This window comes from Lysobacter sp. Root690, from assembly GCF_001427785.1.
In the GTDB taxonomy this organism is placed as follows: domain Bacteria; phylum Pseudomonadota; class Gammaproteobacteria; order Xanthomonadales; family Xanthomonadaceae; genus Lysobacter.
Genome location: NZ_LMHM01000018.1, coordinates 213,124 through 233,055, shown reverse-complemented (window position 1 = coordinate 233,055; position 19,932 = coordinate 213,124). Strand labels below are relative to the sequence as shown.

At 65.5% G+C, this 19,932-nt stretch carries 18 protein-coding genes; 14 read left to right on the top strand and 4 right to left on the bottom strand.

The window, feature by feature from the left end; all coding sequences use genetic code 11:
* Positions 1-45 precede the first annotated feature (45 nt).
* Positions 46-543, top strand: coding sequence for a general stress protein (locus ASD86_RS24170; protein ID WP_056116888.1), 498 nt, complete (start codon positions 46-48; stop codon positions 541-543).
* Positions 544-960: 417 nt separating this feature from the next.
* Complete coding sequence (locus tag ASD86_RS24165) at positions 961-1,845, top strand: hypothetical protein (protein WP_200957304.1); 885 nt, start codon at positions 961-963, stop codon at positions 1,843-1,845.
* A gap of 92 nt (positions 1,846-1,937) precedes the next feature.
* Here ASD86_RS24165 and ASD86_RS24160 read toward each other — a convergent pair whose 3' ends face one another.
* Positions 1,938-2,957, bottom strand: a complete 1,020-nt coding sequence (locus ASD86_RS24160; RefSeq protein ID WP_056116886.1) for a sugar kinase — start codon at positions 2,955-2,957, stop codon at positions 1,938-1,940.
* A gap of 201 nt (positions 2,958-3,158) precedes the next feature.
* Between ASD86_RS24160 and ASD86_RS24155 the strand changes: the two genes are divergently transcribed.
* Positions 3,159-5,957 carry a TonB-dependent receptor gene (locus tag ASD86_RS24155; RefSeq protein WP_056116884.1) on the top strand — a complete coding sequence of 933 codons (2,799 nt, stop codon included), beginning with the start codon at positions 3,159-3,161 and terminating at the stop codon, positions 5,955-5,957.
* A 148-nt stretch (positions 5,958-6,105) separates the two neighbouring features.
* On the top strand, positions 6,106-6,900 hold the full coding sequence (locus ASD86_RS24150) for a rhamnogalacturonan acetylesterase (protein ID WP_200957303.1): 795 nt from the start codon (positions 6,106-6,108) through the stop codon (positions 6,898-6,900).
* Here the strand turns inward: ASD86_RS24150 and ASD86_RS24145 are convergent.
* On the bottom strand, positions 6,897-8,441 hold the full coding sequence (locus ASD86_RS24145) for a carboxylesterase/lipase family protein (protein WP_235567904.1): 1,545 nt from the start codon (positions 8,439-8,441) through the stop codon (positions 6,897-6,899). The two genes, ASD86_RS24150 and ASD86_RS24145, sit on opposite strands and share 4 nt — an antisense overlap.
* A 52-nt stretch (positions 8,442-8,493) precedes the next feature.
* Complete coding sequence (locus ASD86_RS24140) at positions 8,494-9,897, bottom strand: pectate lyase (protein ID WP_157477080.1); 1,404 nt, start codon at positions 9,895-9,897, stop codon at positions 8,494-8,496.
* A gap of 104 nt (positions 9,898-10,001) precedes the next feature.
* Here ASD86_RS24140 and ASD86_RS24135 point away from each other — a divergent pair, with 104 nt between their 5' ends.
* From ASD86_RS24135 to ASD86_RS24100, 8 genes are all read left to right on the top strand, one after another.
* Positions 10,002-10,832, top strand: a complete 831-nt coding sequence (locus ASD86_RS24135; protein ID WP_056116880.1) for a hypothetical protein — start codon at positions 10,002-10,004, stop codon at positions 10,830-10,832.
* A gap of 1 nt (position 10,833) precedes the next feature.
* Entirely contained in the window at positions 10,834-11,826 is a 993-nt protein-coding gene (locus ASD86_RS24130; protein ID WP_056116878.1) for a TRAP transporter substrate-binding protein, read from the top strand.
* 10 nt (positions 11,827-11,836) lie between these two features.
* Positions 11,837-12,364 carry a TRAP transporter small permease gene (locus tag ASD86_RS24125; protein ID WP_235567884.1) on the top strand — a complete coding sequence of 176 codons (528 nt, stop codon included), beginning with the start codon at positions 11,837-11,839 and terminating at the stop codon, positions 12,362-12,364.
* Positions 12,364-13,647 (top strand): TRAP transporter large permease, encoded by a 1,284-nt coding sequence (locus ASD86_RS24120; protein WP_056116877.1) that lies wholly within the window; start codon positions 12,364-12,366, stop codon positions 13,645-13,647. Before ASD86_RS24125 ends, ASD86_RS24120 begins: the two co-directional genes overlap by 1 nt.
* Before the next feature lie 134 nt (positions 13,648-13,781).
* On the top strand, positions 13,782-14,852 hold the full coding sequence (locus ASD86_RS24115) for a LacI family DNA-binding transcriptional regulator (protein ID WP_056116875.1): 1,071 nt from the start codon (positions 13,782-13,784) through the stop codon (positions 14,850-14,852).
* 361 nt (positions 14,853-15,213) lie between these two features.
* Positions 15,214-16,059 carry a 5-dehydro-4-deoxy-D-glucuronate isomerase gene (gene kduI, locus ASD86_RS24110; protein WP_056116873.1) on the top strand — a complete coding sequence of 282 codons (846 nt, stop codon included), beginning with the start codon at positions 15,214-15,216 and terminating at the stop codon, positions 16,057-16,059.
* Positions 16,060-16,069: 10 nt separating this feature from the next.
* Positions 16,070-16,831 carry a 2-dehydro-3-deoxy-D-gluconate 5-dehydrogenase KduD gene (kduD, locus tag ASD86_RS24105; protein ID WP_056116872.1) on the top strand — a complete coding sequence of 254 codons (762 nt, stop codon included), beginning with the start codon at positions 16,070-16,072 and terminating at the stop codon, positions 16,829-16,831.
* 21 nt (positions 16,832-16,852) lie between these two features.
* Positions 16,853-17,293, top strand: a complete 441-nt coding sequence (locus ASD86_RS24100; RefSeq protein ID WP_056116870.1) for a cupin domain-containing protein — start codon at positions 16,853-16,855, stop codon at positions 17,291-17,293.
* 32 nt (positions 17,294-17,325) lie between these two features.
* Here ASD86_RS24100 and ASD86_RS24095 read toward each other — a convergent pair whose 3' ends face one another.
* Positions 17,326-18,381, bottom strand: a complete 1,056-nt coding sequence (locus tag ASD86_RS24095) for a LacI family DNA-binding transcriptional regulator (protein WP_056116869.1) — start codon at positions 18,379-18,381, stop codon at positions 17,326-17,328.
* A 226-nt stretch (positions 18,382-18,607) separates the two neighbouring features.
* On the opposite strand from ASD86_RS24095, the gene ASD86_RS24090 reads away from it, so the two are divergent.
* Both ASD86_RS24090 and ASD86_RS24085 read left to right on the top strand, forming a co-directional pair.
* Positions 18,608-18,841: a hypothetical protein gene (locus ASD86_RS24090; RefSeq protein ID WP_056116866.1), complete on the top strand. Its 234-nt coding sequence runs from the start codon at positions 18,608-18,610 to the stop codon at positions 18,839-18,841.
* A gap of 119 nt (positions 18,842-18,960) precedes the next feature.
* A complete protein-coding gene (locus ASD86_RS24085) occupies positions 18,961-19,755 on the top strand; it encodes a pectate lyase (protein WP_056116865.1) in 795 nt (264 codons plus the stop codon).
* The last annotated feature ends 177 nt before the right edge of the window (positions 19,756-19,932 follow it).

The following is a 19,932-nucleotide window of genomic DNA, read 5'->3' as shown; positions in this document are numbered from 1 at the left end:
CGAACGGCCGTGCAGGTTTGAGTCATCCAACGGCAGGTCATTCATATGAAACAGCGCCGCGTTTACCGAACCGACGACATCGCCCAGGCCACGCGCGCCGTCGACGCATTGCGCGCCCAGGGAGTCAGCGACGACGATATTTCGCTGGTGGCGCGTTCGGATATCGAACTGCAGAGTATTCCCAACCGGCACAAGGAAGCCGACACGGATTTCATGCCGGCGGCGATCCGCGGCGCCGGCTTAGGCGGCGCGACCGGGTTGCTGGCCGGCCTGGCCGCGACCGTCATCACTCCGGTCGGCATCACCCTGGCGGGCGCGGCGGTGGTCGGCGCGGTCGGGGCGCTGGTCGGCACCTGGGCGTCGGCGCTCATGGGCGCGGCCTTGCCCGATCCCATCCGGCAGAAATTCGACGACGAGATCGCCGCCGGTCGCATCCTGGTGCTGGTCGACGCCGAATCGTCGGTGCACGAGCGGCTCGGCGCTGCGTTGGCGAACACCGGCGCGACGCTGCTGGACTATGAGGCGCTCGCGTCGATGACCTGACGCGAGTCGCGCTCGCCGCATCGAAAGGGCCCTGGACGTTTTGTAAACGCAGCGCCGGCAGATATCGCCATCTACACCGAACAAGCCCGATCCGCAGGTGCGCGCTGATCCGCGATGCGGCTGACTACCCAAGCCCATTCGGCACGCCGAGCGAAAATGTTTTCGTGGCGGTAACCGTAATGAGGTCAGATGATGGCCCGTCACGGACCGGCGCATCGGTATCAGCTGCATCACTGGCGGCTTCGAATTGCATGACCCGGCAGATCCGCTGCGTGAAGCTCAAGTCGAAGCCCGAGGCGGATGTTGACCGTCTGGATCGCCCTTGGCAGCCTATGCGCTTGCGCGCCTTGTGAGGCGCCGCATCGAACCCGGGCAAGATGCCCGGGGTGAAGCGATCTGTATCCAAGGAAACGCGAAATGGCGCGACTGGGCTTGTCCAAGCAAAATCTCATCTCCCGCGGCGCGGCGCGTTTCAACGATCTGGTCTATCTCGCGCTGCAGGACAAGAAGCTGCAGCGCAACGGAACCGTGCATACGCGGCTCGGGAGCCTTGACGAAGGCGAGATCGCCAATGTGAAGGATCTGGCCTGGCACGCGGTCGGAATGTGCGTGGCGAAGCTGCCGAGTGAAAAGCTCGTGGTCGTCGCGGGCGACGGCACGGTCTTCACCTATGTCGGCGGACAGGAAGGCAGCGAAAAGATAGCGGGTGCTTTCGATCTGCGCGGTTGCGCGACGGTCGATGGTTACGCTTATGCCTTCGGGATGAACCGTACGGTTTTCCGGCGTGGACACGAACGGCGATGGACCGCCATGCACGCGCCGGGTGTGGAGGCCGATAACGAGGTCGCGGGCTTTGAGGCGATCGACGGGTTCGGTGCGAACGATCTCTATGCCGCGGGCTGGGGCGGCGAGGTGTGGCATTGGCGGGGCGATGCCTGGAGCCGATGCGAAACCAGAGTCGATATCGTGTTGTCCGGTATCTGTTGCGGCGGCGATGGTCTGGTCTACGCCTGCGGCCAGTCCGGGACTTTGCTGCGCGGTCGAGGCCGTGAGTGGGAGGCGCTGAATACCGAAGGGCTGACGGACGATTTTTGGGACGTGCGCTGGTACAAGGGGCGAGTCTACGTCGCAAGCACGAGCAGCTTGTACGCGCTGTATGGCGACGCACTGGTACCGGTCGAGTTCGGAGCCGATGCGCCCGAAAGTTGTTACAAGCTGACCGACGCGGAAGATGTGCTGTGGTCAGTCGGTCAACGGAATTTATTCTCGTTCGACGGTGCAGTGTGGAGCCGCTGGGAATAATGTAAAACGCATGACGCTTTCATTCGAGAGCGCAGCGTGCAACGGCGCATGCGGCGCCCGCTCGGCAAGCGCCTTGCAACGGGGGCTAGGTTTCAGCGTCGTACGTGAAACCCACTGCCGCCAAGCAGATCTTCTATTTCCTGCGCATCGACCAGATTGAAATCACCGGGCACCGAGTGTTTCAGGCTGGCCGCGGCCAACGCGAAACGCAGCCCGTCCTCGTCGCTCATTGCGCGCAACAGTCCATGCAGCAGTCCCGCGGCGAACGCATCGCCGGTGCCGATGCGATCCACGATCGATGGCAACTCGTACGATGGCGTCCAGATCACCGAGCCGTCGCGATGGAACAGCACCGCCGACAAGGCATGGTGATCGACATTGCGCTGCTGGCGCTGGGTGCAGGCCAGCCGTTGCAGGTTCGGGAATGCGGCGAATGCGAGCTCGGCCGCCTTGGCCAAGCCGCTGTCGGCGGCATGCGGCTCGATCTGCGTCGCCAGGGCGACGGCGATGTCGCGATGGTCGGCGACGAGCACATCGGCGTGACTCATCAACTCATGCAGGATCGGCGCGGGATCGACACCCCAGTCCTGCCACAACGAACTGCGGAAGTTGCCGTCGAAGCAAATGCGTACGCCGGCTTGACGCGCCGCGCGCGCGGCGGCGATCGCCGCGGCCGCGCCCGACGGGCCCAGCGCCGGAGTAACGCCGGACAAATGCAGCCACGCGGCACCGTCCAGCAGCGTCGGCCAGTCGTAGCTGTCGGCATCGGCGCGCGCGAATGCCGAGCCGGCGCGGTCGTACAGCACCCGGCTCGGCCGCTGGATTGCCCCGGCTTCGAGAAAATACAATCCCATCCGCCCCGCGCCGGTGCGTATCGTCCGTGTATCCACGCCGTGCCGGCGCAATTCGCCCACCGCGGCCTGGCCCAGGGCGTTGTCGGGAACGACACTGACCATGCCCACGTCGTGACCGAGTCGAGCCAACGACACCGCGACATTCGCCTCGGCCCCGCCCACGCAGATATCCAGGCGTGGCGACTGCAACAGGCGCTCGCTGGCCGGCGCCGCAAGGCGGAGCAGCAACTCGCCGAAACACAGCACTTTCCGGCTCATACGGCCTCCTCAAGGTTGCCGGCACGGTCACCTGTGACCGAGCTCTCGTAACTATTTGCGCACCGCAGCATGCTGTTCGCTCAAGGTTTTGTTAGGGTTTTGACCAGCGGTGTCATTTTCATTCAGGGGACACCATAACAGGCGCAGCAAGCCCGTCAAGGCCGCTCAGAAGCGGCCTGACACCTTTGGGAGGGGAGCGGAATGCAAGTGCAGTCAGTGATAGGAAAGACACCGGTTACCATGCTGGCCGGCGCGATCGCGCTGGCACTGTCGATCGCGCCCGTGACCGGGCACGCGCAGACCACCGCCGATCCGGCACCGCCCGCGCAGGCGGGCGCGGAATCGACGCAGGACGCCAAGAACCTGGACGCGGTGATCGTCACCGGCTTCCGCGCCAGCCTGCAGCAGGCGCTGGACATCAAGCGCGAGGAAGTCGGCGTCGTCGACGCGATCGTCGCCGAGGACATCGCCGATTTTCCCGACCTCAACCTGGCCGAATCGCTGCAGCGCATTCCGGGCGTGTCGATCGCGCGCGATGCCGGCGAAGGCCGGCAGATTTCGGTGCGCGGCCTGGGCCCCGATTTCACCCGGGTACGCATCAACGGCATGGAGGCGCTGACCACCGCCGGCGGCACCGACAGTTCCGGCGGCGCCAATCGCGGCCGCGGCTTCGACTTCAACGTGTTCGCATCGGAGTTGTTCAACAGCCTCAAGGTACGCAAGACCGCGTCGGCCGATGTCGAAGAAGGCTCGCTCGGCGCCACCGTGGATCTGCAGACCGCGCGGCCTTTCGACTACGACGGACTGACCTTCGTCGCCGGCGGCCAACTCGGCTTCAACGATTTGTCCAAGGACACCGATCCGCGCGCCACCGCGTTGATCAGCAACACCTGGATGGACGGCCGTTTCGGCGCGTTGCTGTCGGTGGCCTACACCGATCGCCGCCTGACCGAGGAAGGGCACAGCACCGTGCGTTGGGACAACGGGCCGAGCAGCGGTGGTTTCGCCGCCAGCTCGCCGTTTGCCGCCGCGCGCCTTCCGACCACCTTTCACCCGCGCATTCCGCGTTACGGAGTGATGGAGCACGATCAACAACGCCTGGGCGTCACCAGCGCCTTGCAGTTCAAGGTCAGCGACAAGACCGAGTTGGGGCTGGACCTGCTGTACGCAAAATTCGACGCGACCCGCACCGAGAACTTCCTCAACGGCATTTCCTTCAGCCGCACCGGTACCGGCAAGCCGCAGACCGTGGTGCTGGACGGCGAGGTCGACGAACACGGCAATCTGGTCTTCGGCCGTTTCAACAACGTCGACGTGCGTTCGGAAGCGCGTTACGACGAACTCACCACCAAGTTCACCCAGGCCAATTTCTACGGCGAGCACAAGTTCAGCGACGACTTCGTGCTCAGCGGCCAGATCGGCCGAGCCAAGTCCGAGTTCGACAACCCGATCCAGACCACGGTCACCCTGGATCGCAACAATGTGCAGGGCTACAGCTACGACTACCGCGGCAACAGCCGCTTGCCGGTGATCGACAACGGCTTCGACGTCAACGACCCCAACGCCTGGAGCTTCGCCAACGGGGTGTCGGAAATCCGTTTGCGTCCGCAAGCCTCCGAGAACACCTTCGACAATCGTCAGCTGGATTTCCGCTGGAATGTGGCGCCGGGCTTCAAGATCAAGGGCGGCGTGCAGTCCAAGAAATATCAGTTCGAAAGCAGCGAAAGCCGACGCGCATCGGAACTGGTGGTGCCGGCGCTGCCACCCGGCACCAACCTGGTCGATCTGACCAAGCGGATCGGACTGCAGGGAACCAGCGTCGGCGGCAACAACGATTCCAGTTGGCTGATTCCGGACATCGACGCCTTCAACCGGTTGTTCGGCATCTACAGCAACAGCGGGATTTTCGTGGTCTCGCCCGACGTCGCCAGCGCGCGCGGCAACAATCGCAGCGTCGAGGAAAAGGACCTGGGCTACTACCTGCAGGCCGATTTCTCCACCCAAGTGGGCCAGATCCCATTGAGCGGCAATTTCGGCGTGCGCCATGTCAAGACCAAACAGTCCTCCACCGGTTTCGCCCTGGCCGGAACCACGCCAGTGTTGACCACGGTTGGCCGCGATTACAGCGACACCTTGCCGTCGTTGAATCTGGTCGCCGACATCACTCCGGATTTCCTGATCCGCTTCGGCGCCTCCAAGGTGATGTCGCGTCCGGGCCTGGGCAATCTCACCCCGGGCGTGACGGTGAGCGTGAGCGGCGGTAACCGCGTGGTGTCTGGCGGCAATCCGCTGCTCGACCCGTTCCGCGCCAAGACCTACGACCTGGGTTTCGAGTGGTACTTCGCCGAAGAAGCGCTGTTGGGGCTCGGCTTGTTCTACAAGGACATCGACACCTTCGTGCAGACCTCGCGCGAGATCCGGCCGTACAACACCTCCGGGCTTCCCGACGAACTGCTGGCCGGCACCGGCGCGCTGCCGACCGATGAGTTCCAGTTCAACATTCCGGTCAACACGCCGGGCGGAAAGCTGCGCGGCCTGGAGCTGAGCTACCAGCAGCCCTTCACCTTCCTGCCGAGCTTCTGGCACGACTTCGGCGTGCAGTTCAATTACACCTACGTCGATTCGAAGATCCAGTACGTCACCGCGGCCGGTGCTTCGTCGCTCAAGACCGATCTGGTGGGTCTGTCCAAGAACGCCTACAACGCCACGCTCTACTACGAAGGCGATCGCTTCAGTGCGCGCGTGTCGGCCGCCTACCGCGACGATTACCTGACCACCGTGCCCGGCCGCAACAATGCCGATGTCGAAGGCACCAAGGGCACGACGACCATCGACATGTCGGCGTCCTGGAAGATCAACGACCAGTTGGAGCTGACCGTGGAAGGGCTCAACCTCACCGATGAGTACAACGATCAGTGGGTGGATTCGGCCGCCGATCGGGTTTCGGTCTATCACCACACCGGGCGCCAGTACTTCCTCGGGCTGCGCTACAAGATGTGATGCGGACCTGAGGCCGGGAACTCATGACGGCATGGCGACGCAGGTCGCCATGCCGTCGTGGGCTCAACCCAAGGTCATAGCGGCTTCAGCGCGCGATGGCGGTAAGGCATCGCGTGTGCAGCGATAACTTCCTAATGGTTCGGTACTCATGCGCACGATCGTGTTGCTCGCCTTGTGGCTGATGGCTTTACCCGGGCACGCTGTCGCTGGTGACGCACCGACGCTGCGCTTGGCCGGCGATTCGACGATCGCGATCAAACGCGCGGAAAAACGGCCGGAAACCGGCTGGGGCGAAGCCCTGGGCGAGGCGTTCGCCGGCAGTGGCGTGAAGATCGACAATCGCGCCTTGAACGGACGCAGCACTCGCACCTTCGTCGACGAAGGCCGCTGGCAGGCGCTGCTGGATGCCATCGTCGCCGGCGACTACGTGTTGATCCAGTTCGGCCACAACGACCAATCGCAGAACAAACCCGACCGCTACACGCCACCGGCCGACTACCGCCGCAATCTCGAACGATTCGTCGATCAGACGCGCGAACGCGGCGCTACCGCGATCCTGTTGACGCCGGTCGCGCGGCGGCGGTTCGATCTGAGCGGCACGCTGTTGCATAGCCACGGCGAATACCCTGACCTGGTGCGCGCGGTCGCGTCCGAGCGTGGCGTGGCCTTGATCGATCTGGAGCGGCGCAGCGAGGCGGTGTTGGCCTCGCAGGGCGCCGAAGCTTCAAAGCAGCTGTTCCTGTGGCTGCGGCCTGGCGACAGCGCCAACTATCCCGACGGCCTGCAAGACGATACTCATTTCTCGCCGCTGGGCGCGCGCTGCATAGCCGCCGAAGTCGCCGACGGCCTGAGCGCGCTGCGGTTGCCGTTGAGCCGGATGTTGCAGCGGCCGCTGCCGGCGCGATGCCTGCGAGCGAACGACCCCGCGCCCACGCCGCGCTAGAACGTTCCGCGCTGCACGAACGGCACGCGCTCATACAGCCTGCGTTCGCCGCCGCGAGGATCGTGGGCCAACCGCGGCTGGACATCGAACAGCAGGGTTTCGCGCCGCTGCAGCGAGTACTGGGGCCACACGGGCAGCCCGGCGTGGCTGGGGTCGCCATTGCGCGCCAATGCCAGTAACGCATCGCTCATCAACGCGGCCATCGCGCGTGCCTGCGCGCCGTCGCCGGTGTTCGAGCCGGGCTGCGCGGTGTTGTCGAACACCAATGCGATATCCAGCGTGTGCATCGCACCCCAGCGACCTTCTTCCAGCGGCGAGCCCCAATCCAGTTGATAAGCCCAGGTCGGCGCGCCCTGGCCCGCGCGCGCTTCGGCTTCCACGATCGCGGCGCGCCACGAACGCCCGGCCGTGGTCGCGGCGAAGAACACCTGCGATGGCGTGTAGTCGGGGTACAGGCGTCGATACTCCGCGATCACCGTGTGCGGATTCAGATCGACATATTGATGATCGCGCAACTTGTCCGGCAACTGCTCCCAGCTCAAGTCGAAATTGGCGCGATCGTGACCGAGAAACGCGCGGGTTTCGTCGCGGGTAGTGCCGATCAGCATCGGGATCCGCGCCGATTGCTCGGGCGCATCGGGATAGAACGGATGCCGGGGCAGGGACTTCCCGTCGAGCACCGGGCCGAAGTACAGCGACGTGTCTTCGATCCGCGATGGGTCGCGCACCCGGCTCGCCTCGATCAGCCGTTCGAACGGCAGCGTGCGCAGGCGCTGCAGATCCGTCGGCGCGATTCGCAGCTCATCGAGAAAACGTTGCGCGCGTTGGCTGGCCGCGCGCGGCCCGGCCGCGGTGATTTGCTGCCCGCTCATGGTCATCGCGCGATGAAACAGCCCGCGCGCGGCCGGCATCGCCATCAGAGTGGCGATCTTGGCGCCGCCGCCGGACTGGCCGAACACGGTGACGTTGCCGGCATCGCCGCCGAACTGCGCCGCGTGTTCGCGTACCCAGGTCAGCGCCTGGATCAGATCCAACTGACCGACGTTGCCGGACCAGGCGAAGCTGTCGTCGCCCAACTGGGCCAGATACAGATAACCGAAGGCGTTGAGGCGGTGATTGAGCGTGATCACCACCGCATCGCCGCGCCGGCACAGGTTGACGCCGTCGTATAACGGGCTGCTGCCCGAGCCGCTGTCGTAGCCGCCGCCGTGGAGATAAACCAGGATCGGGCGCCGCGCACCGTCGCGCAGCGCCGGCGTGAATACGTTCAAGTACAGGCAGTCTTCGCTGATGCGGTCGTCGGCGCGCTTCTGCGGCGCGGAAGGCCCGCATTCGACGCTGTCGCGCACGCCCCGCCACGGCAGTTCGCGCAGCGCGGGCATGAAGCGGCGCGAGGCGGTGTCGGCGCCGTAGGGCACGCCCTTGAACACCTGGATACCGCGGTCGCGGTAGCCGCGGATGCGTCCACTGCGCGTGTTCGCCAGCGGCGCCTCGTTGCCGCGATGGGCGAGGGCGGCCTGGGCGGCGTGTGGCATCGCCATGGCAGCGCCGCCGGCTATCGCCTTGAGCACATCACGACGTCGCATGTCCGTCTCAGCGCAATGGCGCGCGTCGGGGCAACGGTTTCAACGGCTCCATCGTCGCCAGATCCCAATCGGCGGGTACGAAGGCCTGCCGGGTTTCGTCGAACTTCGGATAGCCGCCGACCTCGCTTTCGCCGTCGATGATCTTGCCGCGGCCTTCGATGGTGTCGGCCAGGATGCGGCGATCGATGTCGTCGCGGTCCCACGGCCGCGCGCCGACGGTGGCGATCACCGCGTCCTGCACCTGCGCCGACGGCAACAGCTTCACCCCGAACGGAAGCTGCGGCGCCTGTGCGAGTTCGTTCAACTTCACCGGCGCGGTGGTGTAACGCCCGCTCTGCGGCAGCGGCTGGCCGATGCGATCGACGACCAGGTTGTCGTCGGCGTAATAGTCCAGGTCGCCGGATCCGCCGATGCTGAAGAACGCCAGCGTCTGGGTCGAAGGGCCGGCGCGCATCACGTTGCCGCGTACCGCCATCTGCCCGGTCGAGTACGGATGGCCCAGCCACTCCTCGGCGATCAGGTTGTAATGCACGGCGCGTTGGCCGGGGTTGTAGATCAGGTTGTTGATCACCTGGCCGCGCGCGCCGCCCTTGAATAGCGGGTTGCGCTCGTAGTTGTGCGCGTACAGATTGCCGACGATCAGGATGTCGTTGACGTGGTCGTGAATCAACGAGCCCTTTGAATGCTCGCCCTTGCCGTGGGTGGCGTTGGCCAGGCCTTCGGCGATCAGGTTGTTGCTGAAGGTGATCCGCCTGGAGGCGGCGCGCATCCAGTCGGTTTCGCTTTCGCCGAAGAAGCGCGTGCTCGAGGCCGACAGGTTCTCATCGGTGGCCCAGGTCAGCGAGCAGTGGTCGACGATCACGTCGGCCGCGCCGCGCACCGTGTTGATCGCGTCGAAGTCGACACCGGCGCGCTTGGCCAGGCCCGCCTCGCCGGGGCGTACCCGGATATGGCGGACAACGACGTCGTGGGTCGCGATCGTCAGGCCCCCGCGGATGAAGGTGATTCCGGGCTGCGGGGCGGTTTGTCCAGCGATGGTCAAATACGGTTCGCTGATCCTCAGCTCCTTGCGCTCCAGATCGATCACGCCGCCGACCTCGAACACCACGATGCGCGGCCCGGGCGTGGCGACCGCCTCGGCGAAAGAGCCTGGACCGCTCGACGCCAGCGTGGTCACCCGCAACAGTTTTCCACCCCGTCCGGCGGGCGTGTGCGCGGCCCAGCCCTGCGCGCCCGGAAACGCCAGGGCTGCGTTTTCCCCTGCTGAAATGCGTTCTTTGGCCATGGCGCCAAGCGACGCGGCGGTCAGCGAGGCGAGCAGAAATCCTCGCGCCGTGGCCTTGCCGTAAGCCATCAGGCTCGCTTGCGCGGCGATGCCGCCGAAGTCCCGCAGCACGTGTCCAATCCCCATCCCACCCTCCCAGGTTGTGAGCCAAGCATACGACCGGATTGTCAATGACACCGGTTTCCTATACAACAGCCGCAGACAGGATTTGCCCCGGGATCGGCTCAAGCATGGCGAACCAACCTTTCCACGACCCTATCGACGAGTCCGCTCTCGCGACCCGGTTGGTCGACGCCCGCCTGGGCGCCCAGGCACTCGCGCTTTACCCGGGGCCGCAGCCGCAGAGCCTGGATGAGGGCTACCGCGTGCAGGATCGCGCGATCGCGCTGTGGGATCGGCCGCTGGCCGGCTGGAAGGTCGGGCGCATTCCCGAGCAATGGCAGCGCGTACTCGGCGAGGAACGCCTGGTCGGCCCGATTTTCGCCGACGCGGTGCAGCGCGTCGCGGCCGGACAGAGCGGCCGCTTTCCGATCATTCGCGACGGCTTCGCCGCGGTCGAGGCCGAGTACGTGTTCACCCTGCGCGACGACGCGCCCGCGGACAAGATCGAGTACAGCGCGGCCGAAGCGGCGGCGTTGGTGGATTCGCTCTCGGTCGGCGTCGAATTGGCCGGCAGTCCGCTGCCCTTGATCAATATTCTCGGCCCGGCGGTGGTGGTCTCCGACTTCGGCAACAACTCCGGCCTGATCCTCGGGCCGCGGATCGAGGACTGGCAACACATCGACGGCGCCGAACTGGTCTGCGAAACCTTCATCGACGATCGTTCGGTGGGTCGAGGCGGCAGCGCCTCCATTCCCGGCGGCCTGCTGGCGGCATTGCGGTTCGCGCTTGCGCGTTGCGCGCGTCGCGGCTATCCGCTCAAGGCCGGCATGCACATCGCCACCGGCGCGACCACCGGCATTCACGATATCGTCGCCGGTCAGCGCTCGCGGGTCGATTTCGGCCGCTGGGGCAGTGTGTTGTGCGAAACGATGGCGGCCACCGATCCGAGGAACGCATGACATGACGACGCGACGCGACTTCCTGTTGGGCCTGGGCGCCGCCGGCGTAGCGACCGCGGTACCGGCCGCGCTGCGGGCGACCGACGGCCAGCGGCTGCTGACCGCGACCGATGTGCACGTCAAGGATTACCCGACCGTCGCGGCGATCGAGTGGATCGGCCGCGAACTCGAACGCGCGACCGGCGGGCGCCTGCGACTGCGCATGTATCACTCCGGCCAACTCGGTCGCGAGTCCGAAGCCATCGACATGGCGCGCTTCGGCGCGATCGACATCACCCGCGTCTACAGCGGCGCGCTCAACAATGCCTTTCCGCTGACCCAGGTGCTGTCGTTGCCGTATGTGTTCGATTCGGTGGGGCATCTGCGCCGCGCGCTCGACGGCCCGGTCGGCGCGCAGGTGCTGCGCGGCTTCGGCGCGCGCGATCTGGTCGGCCTGGCGATCTACGACTGCGGCGCGCGCTGCTTCTACAACGCGCGCAAGCCGATCGTCGGCCCGGCCGATCTGCACGGGTTGAAGTTCAGGGTGCCGTCGTCCGACATCTTCATGCGCATGATCCGCATGCTCGGCGGAAATCCGACTCCGCTCGCATACGGCGAGGTGTTCTCCGCGCTGCAGACCCATTTGATCGACGGCGCCGAGAACAATCTGCGCAGCTTCCATTCCAGTCGCCACTTCGAAGCGGCGCGTTACTGGTCGCAGAGCGAGCACTCCTACGCGCCCGACGTGCTGCTGATGTCCAGGCGCAGCTTCGATTCGCTGCGCGCCGATGATCGAATCTTGTTGCTCGACATCGCGCGTCGCTCGGTCGCGGTGATGCGCACGCTGTGGGACGAATCCGAAGCGCAGGCGCGCACCGCCCTGATCGCCGCTGGCGTGCAGATGAACCAATGCGACCTGCCCGCGTTCCGCAAGGCGGTGCAGCCGCTGCTGTCCGACTACCACCGCGTGCCGGCGCTGGAAGCGCTGTACCGCGACATCCGCTCCCTGGCTTGAGGCATCGACCGTGGAAGAGACTCTCGATACGCATGAGCACGCCGAACAACCGGTGGCGCTCGGCCTGCTGGACCGCGTCGCCGCCGGCGCGGTCGCGGTCGCCGGGGCCGCCTTACTCGGCATGGTCGTGGTGCAGGCGCTGCAGGTGTTCGCGCGCTACGTGATCAACGACTCGCCGGGCTGGACCGAACCTGTGGCGTTGATCCTGCTCAACACCGCGATGAGCTTCGGCGCCGCCGCGGGCGTGCATCGCGGTTCGCACTTCGGTTTCTTCGTGCTCGTACATACCGCATCGCCGCCGATCAAGCGCGTGCTGCTGGCGTTGTCCAACAGCGTGATCGCGATCATCGGCGGCGCATTGGCGGTGTGGGGGACGCAATTGCTGCTCGACGGCATCGACATCCCGATGGCGGGCGCGCCGCTGCCGCAGAGCGCGGTGTTCGCGCCGATGGCGATGGGCGGCGCGTTGATGGCGTTGTTCGCGCTGCAACGGCTGTTCGCCGTGCTGGTTTCCCCCGCCTCGGCCCGGAGCGAATAATGGAAGTCGCGATTTTGTTCGGCGTCTTCGCCGCGTTGCTGATCATCGGCGTGCCGGTGGCGTACTCGTTGTCGGCTTCGGCGCTGGCGACCCTGATCTACATCGGCCTGCCGCCGATCGTGGTGGTGCAGCAGACCGCCGCGGGCGCGGGCTCGGCCTCGCTGATCGCGATTCCGTTGTTCATCTTCGCCGGCGAGATCATGTTGCGCGGTGGCATCTCCGAGCGCCTGATCGGTCTCGCATCGGCCTTGGTCGGACACCTGCGCGGCGGCTTGGGGCAGGTCAGCGTGCTGTCGTCGCTGTTCTTCGGCGGCGTGTCCGGCTCGGCCATCGCCGACGTGTCCGCGATCGGCGGCGCGATGATTCCGCAGATGGCCAAGCGTGGCTTCGATCGCGATTTCGCCGTCAATGTCACCATGACCGCGGCGATGGTCGCGCTGCTGGTGCCGCCCTCGCACAATCTGATCCTGTACTCGGCTTCGGCCGGCGGCAGCATTTCCATCGCCGACCTGTTCGCCGCCGGCATCGTGCCCGCGCTGCTGATGACGGTGACATTGATGACCACGACCTGGATCATCGCCCGCCGTCGCGGCTACGCGGTCGAAGCGTTCCCCGGCTTCGCCATGGTCGCGCGCCGCTTCGTCGCCGCGCTGCCGGGTTTGCTGCTGGTCGCGCTGATCTTTGTCGGCATCCGCGCCGGCATCTTCACCGCGGTGGAGAGCGCGGCGATCGCGGTGGTGTATGCGCTGCTGGTCACAGCACTGGTATACCGCAACCTGCGCTGGGGCGATTTTCTCGAAACCGTGGCCAGCGCGGCGCGCACCACCGGCATGATCTTGTTCGTGATCGCGTCGGCCGCATCGTTCGGCTGGCTGTTGGCCTACCTGCAGGTGCCGACCGCCGCGGTAGACGCGTTGACCAGCGTGACCACCGACAAGAACCTGCTGTTGCTGCTGATGATCCTGATCCTGCTGGTGCTGGGCACGTTCATGGATCTGGCGCCGATGATCATCATCTGCACCCCGATCTTCCTGCCGCTGGCCAAGGCCATCGGGGTGGACCCGGTGCATTTCGGCATCATCCTGATCCTCAAGGGCGGCATCAGCCTGATCTCGCCGCCGCTGGGCTCGGTGCTGTTCGTCGGTACCGCGATCGGCAAGATCACCATTGGCGAATCCCTGCGCACGATCTGGCCGTTCTGGCTGTCGGCGCTGGCGGTATTGCTGGTGGTGACCTTCGTCCCGCAGTTGTCGTTGTGGCTGCCGTCCTTGCTCAAACACTGAGGCGCCCGCGTCCGCGCCGGGTTCATCCAGGCACGGGCAATCGCCGGGACGCGGACACGCGAGGGCAGGGCCGGGCGCCCCGAACCGGCGATGCGGGCTAGAATCCCCGCAACGCTCCTCCGGTTCCGTCGCCCATGCCGCGCAAGAAAACTGAAGCACCTGTTCCGGCCCAGGCGCGGACGGTCCCGGATCGGGCCAAGACGATCAACGACATCGCGCGCCTGGCCGACGTATCGAAGAAGACCGTGTCGCGGGTGCTCAACCAATCGCCGCTGGTGCATCAAGAGACCCGCGAGCGGGTCGAAGCGGTGATGCGCGAGTTCAACTACACGCCCGATCCGTTCGCGCGCGGGCTGGCGTTCCGCCGCTCGTTCCTGATCGGCATGGTCTACGACAATCCGACCGCGCAATACATCGTCAACATGCAGTACGGCGCGCTCGACGCGATCCGCGATTCGGGCTTCGAGCTGGTCGTGCATCCTTGCGACAGCCGCAGCCCGGGCTATATCGACGGCGTGCGCCGCTTCGTCCAGCAGCAGAAGCTGCACGGGGTGATGCTGGTGCCGCGCGTGTCGGAAGATCAGGCGCTGGCTGACATGCTTGCCGACATCGGCTGTCGCTACTCGCGCATCGCCTCGGTGTCGCTGGACGAAGCCTCGCGCATGGTCATCACCCACGACCGCGACGGCGCCGCCGAAGCGGCCGATTACCTGCAATCGCTGGGTCATCGCGACATCGCCCTGATCACCGGTCCGTCCAGCTACCGCTCGGCCCACGAGCGCACCGCCGGTTTCGTCGATGCGCTGGCCAAGCGCGGCATAGAACTGCCGTCCACGCGCATCGTCGAGGCCGGTTACACCTTCGAATCGGGCGTCGCGGCGGCGGAACTGCTGCTCTCCGGCAGTCAGCGGCCCAGCGCGATCTTCACCGGCAACGACGAAATGGCCGCGGGTGTGTACAAGGTCGCGCTGCGCTCGGGCATCAGCATTCCGCAGCAATTGTCGGTGATCGGTTTCGACGACAGCCCGCTGGCATCGCGGCTGTGGCCGGCGCTCAGTTCGGTGCGTCTGCCGGTGCGCGACATGGGCCGGATCGCCGCCTCGATGCTGCTGCAGCCCGAGTCCGGCGCCGCCGCGGTGGTGGCGTCGGCCAGCGTGCGGCCGCATCTGATCGTGCGCGATTCCTGTCAGCCGCCGGCGTACTGAGCGAGCGCAAGTACGGCCGCGTCGACAGCGATGGCGCTAAACACGCACCCTCCTGAGCCTGTGACTGCGCGTCGCTCGCGAGCGGCTGCGCAATAGAACGCCGGCCACCGATTGGCGTCGCGTCGCAGACCAATCCCGTGGCGAATGCGGCGTAGCGAACGCGATCACAACGCTACGCATGCCGAACCGCGATGCCTCGCCCGTCGGGTTGCCGGCCAGGCAGGTCCGCGGCCATGAATTCCGACCGCCAACACCCTTCGGGCAGCCCTTGTCCAGACTAATGACACCGGTTACCTTTCGGGACTAGAATCGCTCGAAACCGATGCCGCGCCGTGCGCACCCGCTTCCAGGGAGTTCCCCGATGTTCCAAAAGACGTATCACGCGACCCACCCGGACATGATGGCCGGCGCCAGCAACCAGCAACTGCGCGATCGCTATCTGATCGGCGATCTGTTCGCCGAGGGCGAGGTACGCCTGAACTATTCGCACAACGAACGTTTCGTGATCGGCGGCGCGGCGCCCACGCACGCGCCGGTCAGTCTGCCGGTCCATAGCGAACCGGCCTCGGCCGCGGGCAAGCCGTTTCTCGAGCGTCGCGAGCTGGGCATCGTCAACGTCGGCAGCGGCGCCGGTACGGTCCTGGTCGATGGGCAAAGCTATTTGCTGCAACCCAGAGACGGCTTGTACGTGCCGATGGGAAGCGCCGAAGTGACGTTCGCCTCGGCCGATGCCGCGCAGCCGGCCAAGTTCTATCTCGCGTCGACGCCGGCGCACGCGCGCTTCGAGACCGTGCATATCTCGATCGACCAGGCCGTGCCGCTGCAGCGCGGCGCACTGGAAACCTCGAACGAACGCACGATCTATCAGTACATCGTTCCGGCCACCTGCCGCTCGTGCCAGTTGCTGCTGGGATTGACCGTGCTCAAGCCGGGCAGCGTGTGGAATACCATGCCGCCGCATCTGCACGATCGTCGTTCGGAGGTGTATTTCTACTTCGATCTGGGCGATCAGCGGGTCATGCATTTCATGGGCGAACCGGCCGACATGCGCCATCTGGTGATCGGCAACGACGAGGCCGTGGTCTCGCCGCCGTGGTCGATCCACATGGGCTCGGGCACCAAGAACTACTGCTTCATCTGGGCGATGGGCGGAGAGAACCTCGACTACACCGACATGCATCAACTCGACATCTGCCAGCTCAAGTGAGGATGCGCGCGTGAGTCACGACAACCCTTTCAGCCTGAGCGGCAAAGTCGCCCTGGTCACCGGCGCCAATCGCGGACTGGGTCAGGGCATCGCGCTCGCGCTCGCGCAGGCCGGCGCCGACATCGCCTGCGTCGCCAGCGGCTCCTCGCAGGACACCGTCGAGCAGGTGCGCGGCCTGGGCCGGCGCGCGCATGCGATCCAGGCCGACCTGTCGAGCCTGGAACCGATCGCGCGCATCGTTGACGACACGGTGCGGACGCTGGGCGGCATCGACATCCTGGTCAACAACGCCGGCCTGATCCGGCGCATGGACGCGATCGATTTCAGCGAGGCCGATTGGGATGCGGTGATGAACGTCAATCTCAAGAGCGCGTTCTTTCTCGCCCAGGCCGCCGGCAAGCACATGATTGCCGGCGGGCGCGGCAAGATCATCAACATCGCCTCGATGCTGTCGTTCCAGGGCGGGATCCGCGTTCCTTCCTACACCGCCAGCAAATCCGGCCTGGCCGGAATCACTCGTCTGCTCGCCAACGAATGGGCCGGCAAGGGGCTGAACGTCAACGCGATCGCGCCGGGCTATATGAGCACCGACAACACCGCGCAACTGCGTGCCGACGAGTCGCGCAACCGCGACATCCTCGCGCGGATTCCGGCCGGGCGCTGGGGCGAGCCCTCCGATCTCGGCGGCGCGGCGGTGTTTCTGGCCAGCCGCGCTTCGGATTACGTCAACGGCGCGATCCTGCCGGTCGACGGAGGCTGGCTGGCTCGCTGACCTCCATAGGGAGCTTTCATCGTGAATCTCCAGGTCTTCAAACATGCCGTCGTCATTGCGTCGGCGATCGCGGCACCCACGGCCCTGGCCGCCGATCGCGATCAGTCATTGCGCTCGGATTCGTATGTCGAGCGGGCCGCCGACATCGCGGTGCAGCAGCCTGGGCCGCACGAAGGCGAGGGCACGACGACCGCGTATCCGTTCTTCGAACAGGCCAGCGATTTCGACATCGTGTTTCGCCGACGCGCGCTGCATCCCGGCGCGTCGATCGGCGAACACACCAACGACAAGGACGAGATTTATTACATCGTGTCGGGGCAGGGAGAGCTGATGCTGGATGGAAAACGAAGCAAGGTCGTTGCCGGCGATGCGGTGCTGACCCGAAACGGCAGCCGCCATGGCCTTCGCCAGATCGGTGCGCAAGACCTGAGCATCATCGTCGTCTACAGGCGCAAACGCTGACGGTTCGAGGCAACGGCGGGTTTGCGGCGAATTCAGTACGCATCCGCTGGATGCCCGATCGGTACCCCGGTGGAGTCGCGAATGGTGAGGCGAGGCGTCACCGCCGCCTGCCAACCGACGATCGCGGCCGCGGCTTTGTCCGCTGCCGGGCGACCCAGCAACGATTGCACAGCCAGGCGTCCGACATCGGACACCGGCAAGTGGATGGTGGTCAGGCTGGGCCATAGCTGCGACGCCAGCGGGCTGTCGTCGTAACCGACCACCGACAGGTCGTCCGGGATCGACAGCCCCAGACGCATGGCCGCTTTGTAGATGCCCGCCGCCATCTCGTCGTTGCAGGCGAAGATCGCGGTCGGGCGCGGCGTCTGCGCCAATAGATACTCCGCGCCGGCCACGCCGGACTCGAAGGTATAGCCGCCCAGATACACGCACTTCGACGGCAGCCCGACGTCGCTTTCGGCCAGATGCTGGGCGAAACCTTCCGCGCGTTCGATCGATGAGCGATAGCGCCGTGGCCCGGTAATCACGCCCAGTTGCCGATGTCCCAGCGAAAGCAGGTGTTGGGCGGCTTCGATACCGGCCTGGCGATCGCGCGTCAGCACGGTGCGCATCGGGTCGTCCAATGGAATCGAGGCGACGCGGACATAGCGGCAGCCGGTTTCGCGCAGCGCCGTCGCCAGCAGTTCATCCTCCGAAACGCGCGGAATCAGGATCAACCCGTGCAATTTGTGCTGCAGGGCGAAACGGCGTACGCCGTCGACGTAATCGGAGCGATTGCTGTCGCAGGGATGTACGACCAGTTCGAAGCCGGTGTCCTTCAAGGCGTCGAGCACGCTGCGCTGAATGTCGATGACGTAGTGCGCGGTGGGGTTGTCGTAGACCAGTCCGATCAACTTCGGTCGCGAGGCCGCTACGACCGGCATTTGACTGCCGCTGGGATAATGCAGGCCGCTCATCAACGCCAGGATGCGGTTGCGGGTCTCGGCATTGACCAAGGGCGACTTGTTGATCACCCGCGAAACCGTCTTGGTCGAGACATTCGCCAGCCGCGCGATGTCGTCGACGGTCGACGCCCCGGCCAGCGCCATGCGGTTCGCGAGCGTCGATCCGCTCGATGTCCCGCCACGAAGCCCACGCGCGCGTTTCGCCCTGGACATGTCGTCTTGCATCATCCTGATCGCCAGAATATGACACCGGTAGTCATACGCTAGCAGAGGCCCTTACGCGGCGCATGCTGCGATGCGGGAATATCGCTGAATTAGCCTAAGACGGGGCTGATCTGGAACCGGCGTCATACGCCGCACCGGCGCTTTCGTGCGCTGCGTCAACAGTCGCGATCCGATCGTCGAATCGAACCGTCGAATTCGTCTGTTCCGTTGCGACCGACATCGTGGACGCAACGATCGTGTGCGCCAGGAAAAAACCATCGAATCGACTGGCCGCGCGGTTGCGCGCAACGACCCGCAACGCGGCATTGAACGCTTGTCCCCGGACAACGCGCTTGTCCGGGGACATCGCCGGGACAGCGATCCGATGCGGGCGTTGTGACTCGCATCATCATGCTGCGCCGTATGAGCTTCCTATAACTGACGCCCGCTGCAGCCATGCGACGACGTCGATGCAGCACGGATGACATTCCAATCAACCTGCTGAAGGAGAGTTCGATCATGAACCAAGTACAAAGCTTCCGGCACTGCATCTATCTGGCGCTGCTGTTGGTGTCTCCTTCCTGCTTCGCGCTGGATCTTCCGAACGTGTGCAAGACCATCGACATAGGCAGCGGCAGCGCTATCAAGACCATCACCGTCGATGGCGAGACCTACGATGCGGCCCAGCGCAACAACTGCGCCGCCGGCACCGCGGTGCGTTATGTCGGCGATCCCGGCGACCAGACCGAAAAGCAGAAGCCGACCTTCATCCTGAGGAACAACGCGGTGCTCAGGAACGTGGTGATCGGCGACGGTTCTAAATCCGGAACCAACCGCGATTATCGCGGCCGCGGCGGCGATGGTATCCATTGCTACGGCACCTGCACGCTGTCGGAGGTCTATTGGGACGATGTCGGCGAAGACGCGGCGACCTTCAAGAACAACAAGGCATCCGACGTGTTTCTCATCCAGGGCGGCGGGGCGCGGCTGGCGAAGGACAAGGTCTTCCAGCACAACGGCCCGGGCACGATGAAGATCGAATACTTCGAGATCGAGAAAGCCGGAAAGTTGTACCGCTCATGCGGCAATTGCTCGACCCAGTACAGCCGCACCGTGCAGGTCAGCAATGTGGTCGCCACCGAGACCGGCGCGATCGCCGGCATCAACTCGCGCTACGCCAACGGCGTGGCCGGCGACAAGGCCGTGCTTACCAGCGTTTCGACCTCCGGGCGCAAATGCGTCGAGTATCTCGGGCTGACCAGCGGCGAACCCGGTGAAATATCGCCGGTTCCAGGGGCCTGCACGATCAGGTAAGGCCGCGTCGCGAACGCCGCGCCGATGCCGTCGTCCGCAGCCGCCGACTCGCGGGCATCGCGGGCGTTTTCGGAGGCCATCGCCGGACAGCGCGACGGCATGCCGGCCCGCTGTCCCGATCCATAGATCAACCATCCGACCACGCGTGCCGCGCGCGGTCACTGGAGTCCACATGCA